We start from the raw sequence: 18126 nt of genomic DNA on the forward strand, positions 1-18126 counted from the left end.
CAGGAAAGACGGAATCAGGCCGTGAGTTTCCCGTAAGGGCTTTCTTCGTAATAACTTACAAGCCGACTCACGGACTGAGAGGTCCCGGTAGCTTCCGAGCCCAAAAGCAGGCTTGATAAAGAGGCCCTGTTCATGTACATGACCCTTGGTTCGTCTTCGATTCCTCCCAGTTCGGCGGCCTTGTCAATGGCGTCATAGAGGTTTCCTAATTCGTCTACAAGCCCGAGTTCCTTTGCTTTGATTCCGGTATACACCCGCCCGTCAGCAAGGGATTTTACATCGCTTTTGCTCAGGTTGCGCCCCTCTGCGACACTGCTTATGAAGGTCTCATAGTTTTCCAGGATAATCCTGTCAGCGTACTCTTTTTCATCATCCGTAAGCCCCCGCCAGGAACCTCCCATGTCCTTGTACTCTCCTGACTTTGCGATGTAGAATTCAATGCCTTCATCCTCATAGTAAGAGGATAGGTTCTGGAAAGTCCAGATGACTCCGATGGAGCCCGTCGTTGTTGAGGGGTTTGCTATGATGTAGTCGGTAGGCGCCGAGATGTAGTAGGCTGCACTGGCCGCAACGTCTCCCATGGAGACCACAATCGGAACCCCCTTTGCCTGGGCTTTTTTTATTTCCCCTACAATTTCCTGGGCTGCCGAGGGAGACCCACCTCCGCTATTGACCCGGAGCACGATTGCTTTTACCTGCTCATCCTCGACGGCTTCGCGGATGTTTTCAGAGATCTCTTCCGAGGTCGCATAGCCGAGACCTGAAGGGATGTTGCCTGTAAGCATGGTACCCTGTACGTAAATCACGGCCACCTTGTCCGAGGTCCCAAGGTCTCCCCCGAAACCGAAACCGTAGAAGATGGCTACTATACTAAAACCTATGATAAAGAGGAGCCCGAAGACCAGAGCTATGTAGGAAAGATGGTTTCGCTTCTTTTTTTCGGGAACGCCGGGAGAAGGACTGCCAGTATTCATATACGCATTCTCTCTTTTGAAATCTTGTTTTTGGGATTCCCGAACCGGACGGGATGTCCTGAAATTTGGATTGTCAGTCCTATGGGATCGGGAAGTCTCAAAATTAGTTTTGTCAGTTTGGGAGGGGGCGGAAAATTCATTATTATCCTTACCCCTGGCAGAGACTTCAGGTCCAGGACTCTTTTCAGCTTCTGAGGGACTCGCAGCTTCAGGCTCCTTTTTAGAGTCTGGAACTATTTTAGCTTCGGAAGCAATAGCAGCTTCAGGCTCCTTTTTAGAATCTGGAACTATTTTAGCTTCGGGAGGACTCTCAGTTCCATGACTCATTTCAGCTTCTGAGGGACTCGCAGCTTCAGGCTCCTTTTTAGAGTCAGGAACTATTTCAGCTTCAGGAGCAATAGCAGGTTCAGACCCCTTTTCGGAATCAGGAACTATTTCAGCTTCGGGAGGACTCTCAGTTCCATGACTCATTTCAGCTTCGGAACTTTTCTCAAATTTGAGATTGCTCTCTGGCTCAACTCCCTTTTTAAACTCGGTACTCAATTCGGTTTCAAGATCTTTTTCGAGTTCAGAACTTCCGGATTTCGATGTGGAAACATCAGATGCGCCGGAATCAGGAGTTGAATCTTTCTTAACCGGAACGTCAGGTCCCACATTTTCCGAAGTTGAACTATCCGGATGTTCTTCATCAGTATTATTATCATCAGAATCGGAATTTTCTGGATTCATTTCTACCTAGACCCGTATAACTTGCTTATTTATGAAAGTAAGTTTTTTTGCTTACGTTTATCTCAAACAACAGAAGGCCTTTATCCCAAAAATATTGTTCACCCCAGACAGGAATAAAGAAAGCTCCCAAATTATAAAGAAAAATTATAAAGGAAAAACCGGGTTTCAAAGCCCATCCTGAATAAATAGAGAGATTGCTGACGTTATTAGCCACCTTTTCTTTTAAAAGCTTCCTTTATATATAAGATTATAACCAATCCATTCAAAAATCTTGTCTCGAAAACCCGTAAGCGAAATATATTTCATAATTGCGGACGTCCAGAAAGAATATATTTTAAAAGATTCCATGGAGATCAGAATGTCAGAATTATCCGATAAACCCGTACTGGTGACCTGCGGCCTGCCCTATGCCAACGGGAAAGCCCATGTGGGCCACCTGAGAACTTACGTACCTGCCGATATTTACGTCCGCTCTCTTAAAAAAGAAGGGAGAGAAGCCGTCTTCGTCTGTGGCTCGGACACCCACGGAACCCCGATTGTGGTGAACGCCGAGCAGCTCGGCATCACCCCCGGAAAACTTGTGGAAAAGTACCACGAACACTTTGATGAGACTTTTAAGAAACTGGGAATCAATTTTGATGCCTTCGGGACCACGGACGATGAAGAAAACCATTCCCGGACCCTGGAAATCGTCAGCAGGTTGATTGAAAAGGGGTACGTTTATCCGAAAACCATCGAAATCGCCTACTGCCCGAAATGCGACCGCTCCCTCCCGGACCGCTATGTGGAAGGGACCTGTCCCTACTGCGGAGAAAACGCAAGGGGCGATGAATGTGACCAGGGCTGTGGAAAACACCTTGAACCCGGAGAACTCAAAAATCCTGTCTGTACCATCTGCGGGGGGCCTTCCGAGTACAGGGAACAGGAACACTTTTTCTTCAAGCTCTCGGAATTCAGCGATTACCTGATGGACTACCTCTCAAACGATCTCGGAGGAACTATCAATGCCAGAAACTACGCTCTGGGCTGGGTAAAGCAGGGGCTTACCGACTGGTGCATCACCCGGAACCTTGAGTGGGGTGTGAAGTTCCCGGGTCATGACGAGCTTGTGGTTTATGTCTGGGTGGACGCTCCCATAGGCTATATGGCCTTTACCGAAGAATGGGCGGCCAGAACCGGCGGCTCCTGGGAGAAGTTCTGGAAAGGCGACGGGGAAATAATCCACTTTATTGGGGGAGACATAACCTACCACCACTGCATCTTCTGGCCTGCCATGCTCAAAGGAGCCGACTACTCCAGCCCCACGGACGTTGTGGCCTCAGGCATGGTCAAGATAGAGGACAAGACCTTTTCCAAGTCCCGGGGCTACGTGGTCTGGGTTGGGGAAGACTATCTGGACCACGGCTTCCACCCGGACCTTTTGCGCTACTACCTGTCAAGCTACACCTCCCACACAAAGGAACTCAACTTCTCCTGGCGCGTACTCCAGGAAAAGATCAACACCGAACTCGTGGCCGTGCTCGGAAATTTCCTCTACAGGACCATGCTCTTTGCCTTTAAGAACTACGGGGAAATCCCGGCCGGGAAAATCGAGCCTGAAATCAAAGAAGAAATCGAAAAGACCATCAAAGAAGTGGGAGCCGCCATGGAAGACTACGAGTTTAAGAAAGCCGTGGACACTGCCATGACCCTCGCTTCCTACGGGAACGGTTACTTCCAGGCCCGGGAACCCTGGAAACTGATAAAGGAAGACAAAGAAGCCTGTGGCCAGATACTTTACAACTGCCTCCAGCTCGGAAAAGCCCTCACCCTGCTCTTTGAGCCGGTCCTCCCCGGAAGTATGGAAAGGGCCTGGGAAGGCTTTGGAATGGAAGGAAGCGTCCATGAGGCAGAGTACAGTGAAGCCTTGGTCCCGCTCAAACCCGGCAGCCCAATGGCAAAGCCAGAGATCCTTTTCACCAAACTCGAGGACGACAAGATTGGAGAAATGGAAGAAATCTCCAGCCAGAGGATCAAAGAAGCAGTTGAAAAACAGGCTGCGAAAAAGAAAAATGAAAAACAGGTGAAAGAAGTGACAAAATCCGAAGGAATGCCTCTAAAAGAAGAGGAAAAAACAGAAACCGCAGAAAAAGTAGAAGAAAAGGTAGAAGGGAAGGCAGAGGAAAAGGCGGAAGAGGAAGCAGAAACCCTCCCCCCAATCGACTACGACGACTTCGCAAAACTTGACCTGAGGGTCGGAAAAGTCCTTGTCGCTGAGAAGATCAAGAAGTCCAAAAAACTGCTCAGGCTTGAAGTGGACATAGGAGAAGCCGAACCCAGGCAGATTGTCGCGGGCATGGCCCCCTACTACGACCCCGAGGAAATGATCGGCAAACAGATCATCGTGCTTGCTAACCTCAAACCCGTCAAACTTTGCGGCGTCAAGTCAAACGGCATGATGCTCGCGGCCGAAGACGGAGACCTCGTTGCGGCGCTTATGTCGGACAACAAAGAACTCGGGCCGGGTTCTAAAATAAAATAATCCGGCGAAAAAGCGTAAAATTAAAAAACGGTGGTGTGGTTAAAAAACACACTGCACCTTCTTTTTTTTTATTTTTAAAATCCCGAGCCGCAGGTATATTACCGTGGATTTTTTCAGAAACAAAACCCTGATTTGGAAAAAGCATTTCTGATGACCGGAGCTACCTTAACTGGCATCTTCCTTCGTTCCTGTCCACGCTCGCTTGCGAGCGGCCTTTTCTTAATGACAGGACAGATTGGAAGGTACACTTCGCGTTATAGCCAGACTCAATGAAAAACGAATCAGAAACCGGACCGCAGATCTGAAAAACGAAAAAGACGAAAAAGAGAAGGGAAAGCTGGAAAATAACCGGAAAACAGAAGGAAAACTAAAAAAACCTCGATAAAAAAAGACCTTATTTCTCCATCTTTTCAAGCACCATTTCAAGATAGGAAGTCCTTATCGAATCCGCTTTTCCAACCCCGAAACGTCCAAGGAACTCAAAAAGTTTGGCCCTGCTAACTTCAAGCTCGCTTTCGTCCCCGGCCACGATTTCCACTTCGAGAAACTCCCCGAGCCCTTCCACGGTATCCAGGCAGACGGTGATTTCTTCAACCCGGAAGACTTCCCGGACTTTCCGGACGGCTCCGGCCTCGGAAAAGCCGAGGGCGTGCAGGATTTGAACCATGGGCCCTTCTTCCACGAAAGTTTCGAACTCCTTCCGGCTCTTGGAGACTGCGTCCAGTTTCGGGCCCTTGTAGGTCAGAATGCTTTTTCCATCCAGAGACCTTATCCGGATGGCCTCGTCGGTTTTTGCGAAATCCCGGTGGGGAGCTGCAAAGTAGGCATCGGACTGCTCTTCCACCTTTACTTTTTCCGCCCCGAGGTTTTCAAGGAAGGGACGGACGCGGGCATGTTCGGCCCGCACCTTGACTTCAATTTCTATCATATTTTTGATTCCTCCAGTCCAATCCGATCCGTAGTCCTGACCGGGCCGAATCTGGCCGAACCTGGTCGAATAGACTCCTTTTTCAGCTCAGGCAGCAGGGGGGTCCCCTTCCTCGACAGTTCCGGCTTTGGCGGAACTGGCAGGTGGGGGAGGAATGCGTTCAAACATTCACAGCCTGAATTAAAGTTGTACTGCTTGCTCTTAATCTGATGCAGTTTTTTTTAATATTGACACTTGTAGTTATCATGTTACCGAAAATATCACACAACGTGAAATATCCAGTTGATCTTTTGCCCCTGATAAAACCGGTCCCTTTTTCTGTTATTACAAGATCGAACTTCCTAAGGCCAAACACTTTTCCAGTAGGGATTTTTTTCTCTGACCGCTTACCCTTTGTTTGCTGGTAATCGCCTGCAGGGATGTGTTTTTTGTAGTAAACCGTATTATCCAACTTTACCGTTTGCCCGTCCTCGCAGCAGATAGCAACAGCATCATTATAGTGAGTTTTAGGGAGCTTTAAAAACTGCTCTCTTTTGAACTTTGTCTCATATCCAAAATTTTCCTCAAACTCCCAATCTGACTTTTTAAGCTGGCTTTTGATAATACCCATGTGGGTTGCATGTTTGGTTTTTGATTGCTTTTTCTTTAACTCAGCTTTCAAAGAAGAGCTATTTTTGCCTTGATTTGCCACAAAAATCAGTGGCAAGGAAGATCCGTTAAAAAAAATATTTGTAAGGCCTAAGTTCTAAATTACATTTAAAAAGCCTATTGTATCTGTTTTTTGAAGAAATATCTTTATATACGTAGAACCTAAATTTATATCATGGTTTTTTTAAAACAGAAAATAATCAACGGTAAAAAATACTGGTATATTATTAAAACTGGCAGAATTGATGGAAAAGTGAAAACTATATTTCAGATATATTTAGGCAATGCCGAAAAAATATTTGAAATGAAAAAACAGAGTGAATCATTGCCCTACATGAAACTGAAATCTTTTGAGTACGGCAAACTTGCCGCACTTCTTCATGTGAATGAAGAGCTTGGATTCGTTGACATAGTGAACAAGCACACTATGAAAAAATCAATCGATGGTTTAAGTGTCGGAGAGTATCTTTTACTTGATATAGTGGGGAAATCTCATGGAGTTTTAAGTGAAAACGGTATTGGGGAATGGTTCAAAAAATCGGCCTTATCTTTTAAGTGGAAATTCCCTCATAAATTAAATTGTCAGAATTTTTTGAATCATATGAATTACATTGATTCCGACACAATGAAAAATATTGAAGACGATTTGTGCCGAGTTCTCATCGAAAAAGGACTAACCCCTTCAGTACTGTTTGTGGATGAATCAAACTGGTTCACTTATGCTACCAATTATGATGAAAAAAGTGAATTGCTTCATAAAGGGTATAACAAAAAGCATCGTAAAGACAAAAATCAGGTATCTGTAGCGCTGGCTGCTAATGATTACAACTTACCTTTTATTCACGAGACATATCCAGGAAATGTGCATGATTCAGAGGAATTTTCAGGTCTGGTTGACAAAATAGTAAACCGTCTAACCGAATTGAATATTTGTTCGGAAGACCTTGTTCTTGTTTTTGATAAGGGAAACAATTCAAAGGACAACATTGAAAAAGCAACTTCAAAGATGAATTTTGTAGGGGCTGTAAAAGCAAATCAGGCAGATGATCTTCTTGAAGTGCCATTATCTAAATATCAATTTTTATATGAAAGCTCAGAAGGCCACAAAATTTATGGCTATCGGACAAAGCATCAGTTTTACGGGACAGAATTTACAACAGTAATTACTTTCAATGAAGGAACTCACAAACTTCAAAAAAGAACTTGTGAGTCAAATATGTCAAAAATAACTGAGAATCTGGAAGACCTACAGAGGAGACTGGAAAGCAACAGAGGAAAAGCAAGAAACAGGAGCAGTGTAGAAAAAGAGGTTGCAGACATTATTATCAAAAAATACAGAAGTATGGTGAAATATGAAATTACTGATGCTCCTGAAGGTAAGAAAAAACCTCAGTTAAAGTTCTGGATTGACGAAGAGAATAAAAATAAGCGCGAAAATTCATTAGGAAAAAATATACTATTTACAGATAAGCACCGTTGGCACACTAAAAAAATTGTGCAAACATACAACAATAAAGGCGCTATAGAGGATGATTTTAAGCTATTGAATGATCACCTGCTTGTCCCTGTGGGACCGGTGTACCACCACAAAGATGAAAATATCAAAGTTCACGTATTTCTGTCTATAATTGGCTTACTTTTCTACAGATATTTAGCCTGGGAGACAAAGAGATATGGTCTTTCTATGAGAAGACTAATTGAAAATTTGTCCGAAATTAGGCTGGCAGTTATCCAGGATAAAGAATCAAATAAGTGTAATATTATTCTGGAAGAGATGAGTACAAAGCAAGCATCATTATTTTCTTTCTTGAACTTGGGTAATTACCTGCCACCCCAATAAAAACGTCATCAGTAGGATTATTCATTCCTTAGGCCCACACAAACAAAGCCGCTTGATAACGGAAAAACATGCATCTTTGAAAGTAAAGTTTAACTCAAACTCTCCTGCATGGAGGGCCTGGTGACAGGTTTTGCATAAAGTAATAAGGTTTTCCGGAGTATCGGGGCCTCCATTTGTCCTAAAAATTATGTGGTGACACTGCAAATGCTTATCCTTTGATTTACCTTTGCAGTGCTGGCATGTGTACCCGTCCCGATCCAGTACGAAAGCCCTGGCGTTGTAGGCATCCTTCAGTGGACCTTCCTGATACTCAATACCTGAAACTTCCGGATTCGTTATTTTGTGAATGTCAAAGGAAGCCGTTTCGACCTTCCACTTCGTAACCGGTAAGATGGATTCCACAAAGTTCTTTTCTCTGATGTGAGATTCCAACTTACTCCTGATTGAAGGGTCCAGCCTTCCTTCTTTCCTCGAAGCTGCCCTATTATTGAACCTTGCGGGCCTGTACCGGGTTTTCCGGCCTCTCCGGTTTCTTCGGTACATTCTCCTTTGATCCATCTTTTTAGAAACATCCTGTCTTAACTGAATCTCCGACTGGTACACAACTTTTCCGTTAGCAATAGCCGCACAGCCAACAACTTTCGAGCCTGAGTCTATGCCTGCTATCACGGGCTGAGTGTACCCACTACTTCCGAAAAGCATTTTAATCGTAAATGGTGTAGTTCTCAAAACCTTTGCCTTACCTTCCCTCAAAAGTTTTCTGGCCTTTGAAGGTTTACAGGGCATTAGCGGTTTTACGTTCTGGTTTTTAACGTAAACTAACATAGAGTTTACCTCCATTTTTTGGAGTTCTGCGTATTGGGAGTTGTAGAGTCAACCCATCAAATCCGGCTTCCTCTCGATCTGATACTGAAAGGTTTGTATGATGCAAGCACTGTCCCTACCTCTCAGGACTGTTTAACCGGCATCCTTAGAGCCTGAAACTGAGGCGGCATTCCAGGGTAACTATAATATTCTTTCGTATCGGCTGCCAGTATTACAAAGCTCCTTACTGGCGATCTGGTCAACCAGGGACTTGCCGAAACAAGCCCCTTACTCTAAAATCTTAGCCTGAAGGCTAAGATTTTAGGGAGGGGTAATTGACGCCTCGTCCGGGATAAACTTGGTGCCGTAGTAGATCATACCCCGCTCGCCGTCCGAGCCGAGTTTGCGGAAGACGGACTTTACCCGCAACCCGATGTGCACCTTTTCAGGGGGGCCCACAATCTGGGAGGTGAGGCAGGGGCCTTCGTCCATTTTGATGATGGCAAGAGCGTATGGGGTCTGCGCCTCAAACCCTTCGGCTGCGGTGTGGATTATCGTAAAGGTAACCACTTCCCCCACGCCTTTGAACTTATAAGCCTCGATTTTACCGAGCCGTCTGCAGTTTACACAGGTGTCCCTCGGAGGGTAGTAATACTCTCCGCACTCCTTGCAGTGAGTTCCCTCAAGGTTGTATCTGCTGCCCAGATTTCTCCAGAATCTTGGTACTGACATCTCCAATCACCTGTTCCTCGAAAAGATATGTATGGCTGCGGTTGCTCCGGACCCTCCTACGTTATGGGTCATGCCGTACTCGGCTCCGTCCACCTGGCGTTTGCCGGCTTCTCCACGGAGCTGGGCTACGATTTCCGCTGCCTGCTTGATGCCGGTTGCCCCGACAGGGTGTCCGCAGGCTTTCAGGCCGCCCGAGGTGTTGACAGGGATGCGGCCACCGATTGCGGTTTCGCCTTCGGAGGTAACGATTCCTCCTTTGCCCTTCTCGGCAAAGCCAAGGTCCTCTATAGCGCAGATCTCGGCAATGGTAAAGCAGTCATGCACTTCCACAAGGTCGATATCCTTCGGCCCCACCTTTGCCATTTCATAGGCCCGCCTTGCGGCCACGACTGTCGCGTCCAGAGTGGTGATGTCCCGCCTGTCATGGAGAGCGAGGGTATCACTGGCCTGGGCTGTCGCCTTGATGTAAATTGGAGTATCGGTGTACTTATGGGCGATTTCTGCGGGGGCCAGCACAACGGCTGAGGCCCCGTCCGTAATCGGAGAACAGTCAAAGATATGCAGGGGGTCAGCCACCATAATGGAGCTCAGGACCTGCTCAACCGTGATTTTGTTCCTGTACTGGGCAATCGGGTTATGGGCCCCGTTCCTGTGGTTCTTTACCGCAACTTCGGCCATCTGTTCACTCGTTGTCCCGTATTTATGCATGTGCAGCTTGGCAATCATTGCATAGAGGCCGGGGAAAGTGGCCCCTGCCATGCCTTCCCATTCCCGGTCCGCGGCTGCCGCAAGGGCAGTTGAGGCTTCACTGGAACAGACATCCGTCATTTTCTCGGCGCCTGCCGCAATCACAATGTCCCCGTAGCCGGAAGCCACGGTCATGATTGCCTGACGAAGCGCAAGTCCGCCTGAGGCACATGCGGCCTCGACCCTTGTTGCAGGCACATGCAGGTTCCGGGAAAGCCCGGAATAGTCAGCGATTAAGGCTCCTATGTGTTCCTGGTCAATAAAACGCCCTCCGCTCATGTTCCCGACGTAAAGGGCATCGATATCTTTTCCACTGACTTCGGCGTCCTCAATGGCTCCAATTCCGGCTTCGACCACGAGTTGTCTTAGAGAACGGTCCCAGAGTTCTCCGTACTTTGTGTTTTTTATTCCGATAATTGCTACATCTCTCATTTGCATACACCCCTTTCAGGCAAAGCGGATCTTTCCTTTATGCTTGGCATACTGGCCATAGTCCAGGTAGATCGGATTCTTTATAAGTTCGGAAACCTTCGGGGCTTTGTCCCTGATTTCCTCGATCCTGTCGGTGACCGTTATGCTAAAAGAGTCGGACCCTGCTCCGGACCCGAAAGCTGTCATAAAAATCCGGTCTCCGGGCTTTGCCTGGTCCAGAGTGGCCGCAAGCCCCATCATACAGGAACCTGAGTAGGTGTTTCCGATCTTTGTTACCACAAGGCCCGGTTCGATCTGCTCTTTGCTGAAGCCAAGCATCTTTGCGGCATTTCTCGGGAACTTCCCATTTGGCTGGTGGAAGACCGCGTAGTCGTAGTCTTCGGGTTTTGTGTCCAGCTTTTTCATGAGGCCCTTTGAGGCATTCGTGACGTGTTTAAAGTAGCCGGGCTCCCCCGTAAAACGTCCGCCGTGTTCAGGGTAAGGCTGACCTTCCCTGCGCCAGAAGTCAGGGGTGTCCGTTGTAAAAGAATAGGTGTCTTCAATCACGGCACAGAGTTCGGACTCGTTTCGTCCGATTACTAAAGCGACTCCTCCTGCTGCGGCCGTGTATTCCAAGGCATCACTTGGAGCTCCCTGGGAAACGTCGGACCCGATTGCCAGGCCAAGGTCTACCATTCCGGAACTTACGAGCCCCATGCAGGCCTGAACAGCGGCCGTCCCTGCCTTGCAGGCGAACTCGAAGTCTGCGGCCGTCAGTTCGGGGGTTGCCCCGACTGCCTGAGCTACAATGGTACTTGTGGGTTTTACAGCGTAGGGGTGGCTTTCCGAACCTGTGTAGACGGCCCCTATACGGGAAGGGTCACATTCTCCGCGAGCTAGGGCATAACGGGCAGCTTCAACGGCAATGGTCGCCGCGTCCTCATCGAGGGCAGGTACCGACTTTTCTTGCACCATAAGGCCCTTTTTAAGGATATCCGCGTCGTCTCCCCAGAGCCTGGCGATTTCTTCGACTTTTATCCTGTATTTCGGGACATATGCACCGTAGGATACGATTCCGATAGTCATATTATCACCTGTTTTTATAAAAAATAACGAGAGGTTGGGTTTTTATTATAATCGTAAAAGTGTATTCTTCCAATTCGTTTACATGAATCATTCGTTTACCTGATGGCTGTATTTCTTCAATACCCGAAGGATCTTATCTAGATCCATTGTGGTCGCAATCAGGGGGATCCTGTCAACCTCGGCCATTTTGATAGCCGCCGGGTCCACCTGGTTCGCGCGAAGCCCGTGGATTACAACGGCCCCGGGTTTCAGGTTGGTGACCCGGATTGCCACGAGGGGGGACTTGCCGGTAGTTACTTGTGTAAAGATCATGGCCCTGTCCGTGCTCCAGCCGTAAAGGCGCTGGAACTCGTAGGAGGAAAGTTCCAGGATGGCCCGCTGACTGTCAATTACTGTAAAGCCATAAAGAGGTTTTTCCACGCCTTTGTAGACGACATCGGCTTCGAGAAGGTTGACCAGTTTTGCAAGTTGTATGGGAAATGTGTATTCGTATGTGGAATAAACTGATCTGGAACTGTTTTCAGTGCCCAGCATTGCTTCATAATTGTGGATCTTTTTCCCGCCTCGCCCCAGATCAAGCTCAAGCAGGGACTCAACGATTTTCCGGATGATCATTGTTCCGGGCGATTTTCTCCTCCCGCTCTCATAGTCGCTTATCACGGAAGGGGATACTTTTAGGTAATTTGCGATATCGGTCTGAGAAATTTCGAAATTCAATCTCCATTTTTTCAGGGATTCTCCTGGTTTGTCAGAAAGCGTGATCTCTCCGGCCATTTTTTCAGCCAAACGGTTCCGGAGATTGTCTGATAATTCGTTGGATGTCATGACTCCATACCTTAAGAAGAAATGTTCCCATATATATTTAACGAATGTGGTTTCGTTGATTGTCGCACATTTCTGCCCGGTGCAGAAAATAGTACTTTGTGCATATATTAATAAGTAATGCAACATAAATTTAGATGTTATGAAGTCCAGTACCCAAGTTCCTCAGTCAAGCGTTTCGGACCTGCTACTGTATTTTGGCTGTCCGAGACGGGTGTATTATACAGCCCGGGGGTTTGAACTCCTCCCCGAAATGACCGCCGCCAGGGTAGAACGGATGCTCGAAAAAGAGCTTGCTCTTGCCTATCCTGAACTTATTAGAGAATGTTCGTTAAATGCCGATAGCTTGAACTCGGCCCTTGAAGCTACCTTCGCCCATGCGGCCGAAGACCTGCCCCTGCTCTATCCCGTCGAATTTGCGGCCGTGGACGAAGTCCTGCTCGAAGAAGGAAAAGCTCTTGCAAAGGCCCAACTCCCGGAAATTGGGGCCAATCTCCTGCAAACTCTTGAGGAGTACGGAGAGAAAAACTTTTTGGCTGCCCTGACTCCCATAAAAAGCGAACCCTTCCTCTCCTCAGCTCGCCTGAAACTGAGAGGATCCCCCTCAAAACTGGTCTGCTTTGAAGAAAAACTCCTGCCCTCCGTAATAAAAACCGGAAACTGCCCTACAAACGGAGTCTGGGCCCGGGACCGTTTCCACGTCACAGCTCTCGCCCTCCTCCTTGAAGCCGAAAAGGAGGAAGCCGTACAGAACGCCTTCGTGGAATACGCAGGACACGGCCTTCTCAGGAAAGTCAAGCTCAGGGCCGCCGACCGGCGAGAAGTCCTTAAAGTCACCAGACGGGTGGAAAAAATAAAAAACGGGTTCATGCCCGAAAAAAAGGAAGGCCCCCTCTGCAACCATTGCAGCTTTTCCGAGCAATGCAGCCAGAAATCCTCTTCCCTCCTGTCCAAACTCTTCTGACAAACCGACTTTCAGACAGCAAAAATCCGTAGAAAGAGACTGATTGGACAGCAAAACATTTGACAGACCCGGCTTCAGCGCAGCGTGTCCACCCTGAACCCTCCTTTAGAACCCACGGCCGCATTATAGAGAGCCCCCGTAATGTAACCCGCCAAAAACCCGGAAACTCCATAGAAAACGGGCAAGCTGACCACCGCCAGTTTCCCGAAGATAAGGGAAAATATCCCAAAACTCTCGGGCATAGCATAACCCATAAAAGCGGCAATAGTTGTAAAAACCCCAAACACGAACCCCGCAGAGCCGTAAAGGATAGCAAGAACCTTTCCGTAAGCAAGTGCGTCAATTTCTTTGATGATAACCATATTTCCCCCTAAAATAAAGTTAAATTTATAATTTAATTATTATATGCATGCGTTTTAGATTTAAAATCTTGCAGGCAGGTCAGTCAGCACATTAAAAATCATGGAAGAAAGAAAAAAGAACCACGGAAGACACGGAATACACGGAAAAAAGAACGCATGGAAGACACCATTTACGGTTGCTCTGGCGTTTTTTAGTACTCTTCTCGAAATAAGGTTTATAGTCCTCTTTTCAAAATAAGGTTTATAGTCTGCTTGAGTGAGCGCAGCGAGCGAAACGGACCCCGTGCTCCCGAAGCGGAACTCGGGTGATGGAACTCGGGTGACAAAGCCTTTTTAAAGGTTGCTTTCCTCAGATTGCCTGATGTCGAAACCAGCGTTTCTTGGCAAACTTCTCCTGCACTGGTGTGAAACCTGCAACGTACCCGTACTCGGGAAACGGTGCGGGTGTGGGAATGCCACTAAAAAAGTCGAGGTTACCCCCCCAGGGGATATCCGACCTGCATTTCCTTATGATATAAGGCGTATAAATTCCGTTTCTGAAAAACAGTTCAATACCCCTCTTATCCCCGAGGGAAAGCTTGTCGTGCTGAACAAGGCCCCCTACGACGACCGGATGGACGAGATTATCATGGAAGGGGAGGTCATTGCTTCCATCAGGTTCGAGGTTGAGAGCTGTGAGTGGGTGCTCCTCCCCAGGCTTGAGGGCGCAAGAAGGCTCTTTCAGGGAAAGGACAGGACAGAGCTTAAGAAATGGATCATTCTGGCCGAAGAGGTTCTTCCCTTTATCCTGAAAAAAGGAGCCAGTGTCCTGGTCCCCGGCATTCTTGACGCTGACCCTGAAATCCAGGCAAACGACGAGGTAGTGATCCTCATCCCCTCCGGAGAAGTTGTCTCCTGCGGAAGGGCCAAAATGTCCGGCCGGCAGATGCTTGACGAGAAGCGCGGAAATGCCGTAAGGCCCCGCTGGAGTGGGGAACCGAAACCTTTCACGCTATCGGAAGGGGAAAATGAGGCAGGGACCGAAACCGAAGCAAGGGACGATTCCCGGACCTGGGATGACGCCATCCGGGCAAACGCCAATATCCTGGACAGCTTCGTAGGCGAAGCCCAGGCCTTCATTAAAAACGTAGTCGGAAGCATGGACAAGCCGATAAGCGTATCCTATTCCGGAGGAAAGGACAGTCTGGCCGTGCTCCAGCTCGTGGACGACTGCCTTGACGATTATGAAATCATGTTTGCCGATACCGGGCTAGAATTCCCGGAAACCCTTGAAAACGTCCGGCAGGTAGCCGAATACTACGGAAAAACTCTGAGGATGACAAGTGCCGGGAACGCCTTCTGGGACTCGATAGGAATCTTCGGTCCTCCCACCATGGACACCCGCTGGTGCTGCAAGATCTGCAAACTGGGCCCCATAACCCGCCTCATCCAGGAGAATTACGGGAAAGGCTGCCTGAGTTTCATAGGGCAGAGAAAATACGAGTCCCACGCCCGCTCAATCAGCAAAAGGGTCTGGAAAAATCCCTGGGTAGGAAACCAGGTCGGAGCCTCCCCGATTCAGGACTGGACCGCGCTGCACATCTGGCTCTACATCTTCAGGACAAAGGCCCCCTACAACCCGGCCTACGAGAACGGCTACGACCGCCTGGGCTGCTGGCTCTGTCCCTCCTCGTCCCTCTCAGATTTCTTCCTCCTCAAAGAAGTCCACCCCGAACTCGCGGAAAAACTTAACACCCACCTCCTGGCCTACGCCGAAAAAACCGGCCTCTCCGAAGAATGGGTCAAATACGGCCTCTGGCGCTACAAAAGGTTCCCGCAACCCCTCGAAGAACTGGCCCGTAAAAGAGGAATCGCCCTTCTCCCCCAACACGCAAACCCGGACACTTTAACCTTTGAAGTCGCAACCGGCTACCGCCCCTGCAAAGCCGGTGGTCTCACAGCCGACGGAAGCTTCGGCCAGCCCATCGACCTTGAAACCCTTGACGCAAGTGGCATGTTAAGGCCCATAGGAAAAACAGCCTCAATCGAAGGCATGATCTCCACAAGCGCAGGCGAAGACCGGGTTCAGATCTACGCCTCAGGCAACGTCAACGGCCGAAGCGAAAACAACGAGAAAAGCCTGAAAAAACTCATGCGAAAAGTGGAGTTTTCAGTAAGAAGAGGTCTCCTCTGCAAAGGCTGCGGGGTCTGCGTCGGGCACTGCGACCACGAAGCCATTGAGATAAAAGACGGAAAAGCCATAATTTCCGAAGCCTGTATCCACTGTGGGGCCTGCATTGAGGTCTGCCCGCTGGTCCGGTTTATCTGAAAATCTGCGATTTGAAATCCGGTGGCGGGGTTCTGAGAAGAGTGGGAATTTTTACCCCGCCGGTTTTTTGAATATATGAGAGCTGAAAGACCGGAGTGGGGAAAATGGCGTATTTGGGGGGAGCTTTCCCCGCAGCTGCGCTGCGGCCTGTTCGTGGCGCTGAATGAGAAGAATAGAAGCAAACAAAAACAGGCCGGTATTTTTGAGGAGTATAGTCAAGATGTTACCGTTCTCTCGAAAAGCGGAAGCCTAAAAGGAAAACACAAAAAATACTGAAGAAAAGTTAAATGAAGAATTGTAGACCAATCAGAAGATCGGTATAGTCAATAGAAATCAATACAGATCTGTTAATAGTCTGCTTGAGCTCGCGCAGCGAGCGAAACGGACCGCGTGCTCCCGAAGCGCAACTCGGGCAGCGCAACTCGGGTAATTCAGTGGGTAGTTCATTGGGAAGTGCGCGGATCAAGCATCAATGTGAATTTCAAAGCAGCTTGAAACCTGGTTTCCTTTGCGGCATGTACCGGTTATTTTCTGGCTTCCTCCGGATACTACCTGGATTTGCCAGGTACGGTATCCTAGGACTTCCTGATCACCCCCCCCTTGCAGGGGGACATATTTTTCAGTCATAACTTCCAGGCCGTTGCTTGTTGCTATATCCCAGCTAAATCCCGTGCCGGGGTTTTCAGGGAACTGAATGGTAAACGGTCTTTTGAGCATATTATATCCCTCTCAAATTCCTTTTTTCAACTTAAAACGAATATGTTTTCATGAGATTTCGAAACCTACATGAAAAACAATGATAAATACGGACGTGGAAATAGGGCTTTGGACGTTGGACAGAAGCCGCAAAACATAGATCCATAACAATATTGTAGTTCTTGTTTGATAAATTTTTTGAAAAAAACAATCCATACGGGGTTAACATATAAGGAAAAATCCATGACAGGAGAGAAAATGAGACGAAATCAAGAAAAATATCATGGTTAACATATAAAAAGAGCTTTTTTTGTAAATTTCCCTCTGTCAAACGGAAAAATCGTTAAAAAGGACAAGATTAAACCTCAATAGTCAAACAGGCTGGTCTGGCCCTTTATTTCCTGCAAGCCCCCGACCCGCACCCCGACGCGTCGGAGGGCCTCCGGGTTTTCATCAAGAAAAACTTCCAGGATCTCACGGGCCGTCTGCCGCAGGATTTCCCTGTCCGAGACCGCATGGCTCAGGGTGCGGCTCTTCGTGTGCGTCCTGAAACCCGAGTTAATGGCCGTGAAGGTGACCACCTGGAAAGTAAGGCCCCTTGCATTCAGTTTTGCAATTAAGTCCTCGATAAGCCTCTCTATCAGGGGAAAAATCAGCTCAGGGTCCCGGGTGTCCTCGGGAAGGGTTGCAATCCTGCCGATCTGCTCCGAGCCTTCCCTATCCCTGACAGGGGACTCATCAATTCCGGCCGCAGCCTGCTTGAGCCAGATCCCCCGCTTTTTCCCGAAGGCCGAAATAAGAGCCATCACGTCATGGGCCGCAAGTTCTCCGACCGTTTCAATGCCCATTTCTCCGAGTTTTTCCGCAGTCACGTTCCCGAGGCCCCAGAGTTTCGTAAGTTTCAGGGGAGCCAGAAAAGCGGGGAGGTCCTCAGGCCGAAAAGAGGTGATCCCGTCCGGTTTTTGCATAGGGGAAGCCATCTTGGCAATCAGTTTGTTCGGGCCGATCCCGACCGAGCAGGTGAGCCGTTCCTTTTTTCGGACCTCCTCCTTGATCCGCAGCCCTAGCTCGCAGGCTTTCTCAAAGTTCCCACCTGTGCGCTCCATGATCTCCAGAAAAGCCTCGTCAATGCTGACCTGCTCAAAAGCGAGCGCAGGCCCGGAATTATTTCCATTGCTGCTATTCCCGCGGTCCGCATACTCCCGGAGAATATCCATAACCTCATCCGAAACTGTTTTGTAAAAATCTTTTCGCACTGGCAAAAAGACCGCGTCCGGGTTCAGCTTCTTTGCCTGTGAACAGGGCATTCCGGACCTTATCCCATATTCCCGGGCCGCATAGTTGCAGGTGCTAACCGAACCGCTCAGCTCGCTCCGGCCGGAAAACATGCAGACCACAACTGCTTTTCCCCGGAGTTCGGGGTTTTCCCGTTCCTCGATTGCCGCAAAAAAAGAGTCCATGTCTACATGGATAACGACCCGCTGCATCAGAAGGGGGATATGAGAGGGAGCTTTGTATAATTATCCATCATAATCTTTCAAATTCTTAAAAATC

Annotated in this window: 17 protein-coding genes; 6 read left to right on the forward strand and 11 right to left on the reverse strand. The window is 48.3% G+C overall.

Annotation, left to right across the window (positions count from 1 at the left end; all coding sequences use genetic code 11):
- Window positions 1–14: 14 nt before the first annotated feature.
- Window positions 15–1703, reverse strand: coding sequence for a signal peptide peptidase SppA (sppA, locus tag ACZ5QV_RS09430; RefSeq protein ID WP_464599582.1), 1689 nt, complete (start codon window positions 1701–1703; stop codon window positions 15–17).
- A gap of 358 nt (window positions 1704–2061) precedes the next feature.
- Between sppA and metG the strand changes: the two genes are divergently transcribed.
- The gene (gene metG / locus ACZ5QV_RS09435) at window positions 2062–4224 is read left to right on the forward strand and encodes a methionine--tRNA ligase (RefSeq protein WP_464599583.1); all 2163 of its coding nucleotides are present in this window, start codon (window positions 2062–2064) and stop codon (window positions 4222–4224) included.
- Window positions 4225–4618: 394 nt separating this feature from the next.
- On the opposite strand, the gene cyaB is transcribed toward metG, so the two are convergent.
- Together cyaB and ACZ5QV_RS09445 are read right to left on the reverse strand one after the other, a co-directional pair.
- Window positions 4619–5152 (reverse strand): class IV adenylate cyclase, encoded by a 534-nt coding sequence (cyaB, locus tag ACZ5QV_RS09440; protein WP_464599584.1) that lies wholly within the window; start codon window positions 5150–5152, stop codon window positions 4619–4621.
- Between the two features lie 160 nt (window positions 5153–5312).
- Window positions 5313–5843, reverse strand: a complete 531-nt coding sequence (locus tag ACZ5QV_RS09445) for a hypothetical protein (protein WP_464599585.1) — start codon at window positions 5841–5843, stop codon at window positions 5313–5315.
- Window positions 5844–5975: 132 nt separating this feature from the next.
- On the opposite strand from ACZ5QV_RS09445, the gene ACZ5QV_RS09450 reads away from it, so the two are divergent.
- Entirely contained in the window at window positions 5976–7640 is a 1665-nt protein-coding gene (locus ACZ5QV_RS09450) for an IS1634 family transposase (RefSeq protein ID WP_464599431.1), read from the forward strand.
- A 21-nt stretch (window positions 7641–7661) separates the two neighbouring features.
- Here ACZ5QV_RS09450 and iscB read toward each other — a convergent pair whose 3' ends face one another.
- The 5 genes from iscB to ACZ5QV_RS09475 all read right to left on the reverse strand — a co-directional run bounded on the left by iscB (window position 7662) and on the right by ACZ5QV_RS09475 (window position 12245).
- Window positions 7662–8465: an RNA-guided endonuclease IscB gene (iscB, locus tag ACZ5QV_RS09455; RefSeq protein WP_464599586.1), complete on the reverse strand. Its 804-nt coding sequence runs from the start codon at window positions 8463–8465 to the stop codon at window positions 7662–7664.
- A gap of 300 nt (window positions 8466–8765) precedes the next feature.
- Window positions 8766–9176: a Zn-ribbon domain-containing OB-fold protein gene (locus ACZ5QV_RS09460; protein ID WP_464599587.1), complete on the reverse strand. Its 411-nt coding sequence runs from the start codon at window positions 9174–9176 to the stop codon at window positions 8766–8768.
- 6 nt (window positions 9177–9182) lie between these two features.
- Window positions 9183–10355, reverse strand: coding sequence for an acetyl-CoA acetyltransferase (locus tag ACZ5QV_RS09465; protein ID WP_464599588.1), 1173 nt, complete (start codon window positions 10353–10355; stop codon window positions 9183–9185).
- 15 nt (window positions 10356–10370) lie between these two features.
- Window positions 10371–11420: a hydroxymethylglutaryl-CoA synthase gene (locus ACZ5QV_RS09470; RefSeq protein WP_464599589.1), complete on the reverse strand. Its 1050-nt coding sequence runs from the start codon at window positions 11418–11420 to the stop codon at window positions 10371–10373.
- Window positions 11421–11507: 87 nt separating this feature from the next.
- Entirely contained in the window at window positions 11508–12245 is a 738-nt protein-coding gene (locus tag ACZ5QV_RS09475; protein ID WP_464599590.1) for a helix-turn-helix domain-containing protein, read from the reverse strand.
- Window positions 12246–12384: 139 nt separating this feature from the next.
- On the opposite strand from ACZ5QV_RS09475, the gene ACZ5QV_RS09480 reads away from it, so the two are divergent.
- Complete coding sequence (locus tag ACZ5QV_RS09480) at window positions 12385–13206, forward strand: Dna2/Cas4 domain-containing protein (protein WP_464599591.1); 822 nt, start codon at window positions 12385–12387, stop codon at window positions 13204–13206.
- 74 nt (window positions 13207–13280) lie between these two features.
- Here ACZ5QV_RS09480 and ACZ5QV_RS09485 read toward each other — a convergent pair whose 3' ends face one another.
- Entirely contained in the window at window positions 13281–13568 is a 288-nt protein-coding gene (locus ACZ5QV_RS09485; protein ID WP_464599592.1) for a hypothetical protein, read from the reverse strand.
- A 100-nt stretch (window positions 13569–13668) separates the two neighbouring features.
- Here ACZ5QV_RS09485 and ACZ5QV_RS09490 point away from each other — a divergent pair, with 100 nt between their 5' ends.
- From ACZ5QV_RS09490 to ACZ5QV_RS09500, 3 genes are all read left to right on the forward strand, one after another.
- On the forward strand, window positions 13669–13806 hold the full coding sequence (locus tag ACZ5QV_RS09490) for a hypothetical protein (protein WP_464599593.1): 138 nt from the start codon (window positions 13669–13671) through the stop codon (window positions 13804–13806).
- 123 nt (window positions 13807–13929) lie between these two features.
- A complete protein-coding gene (locus ACZ5QV_RS09495) occupies window positions 13930–15876 on the forward strand; it encodes a phosphoadenosine phosphosulfate reductase domain-containing protein (RefSeq protein ID WP_464599594.1) in 1947 nt (648 codons plus the stop codon).
- Window positions 15877–15951: 75 nt separating this feature from the next.
- On the forward strand, window positions 15952–16152 hold the full coding sequence (locus ACZ5QV_RS09500) for a hypothetical protein (protein ID WP_464599595.1): 201 nt from the start codon (window positions 15952–15954) through the stop codon (window positions 16150–16152).
- Window positions 16153–16338: 186 nt separating this feature from the next.
- On the opposite strand, the gene ACZ5QV_RS09505 is transcribed toward ACZ5QV_RS09500, so the two are convergent.
- Window positions 16339–16593: a protease inhibitor I42 family protein gene (locus ACZ5QV_RS09505; RefSeq protein WP_464599596.1), complete on the reverse strand. Its 255-nt coding sequence runs from the start codon at window positions 16591–16593 to the stop codon at window positions 16339–16341.
- 344 nt (window positions 16594–16937) lie between these two features.
- Entirely contained in the window at window positions 16938–18059 is a 1122-nt protein-coding gene (gene dinB / locus ACZ5QV_RS09510; RefSeq protein ID WP_464599597.1) for a DNA polymerase IV, read from the reverse strand.
- Window positions 18060–18126 lie beyond the last annotated feature (67 nt).

Source organism: Methanosarcina baltica, from assembly GCF_055394095.1.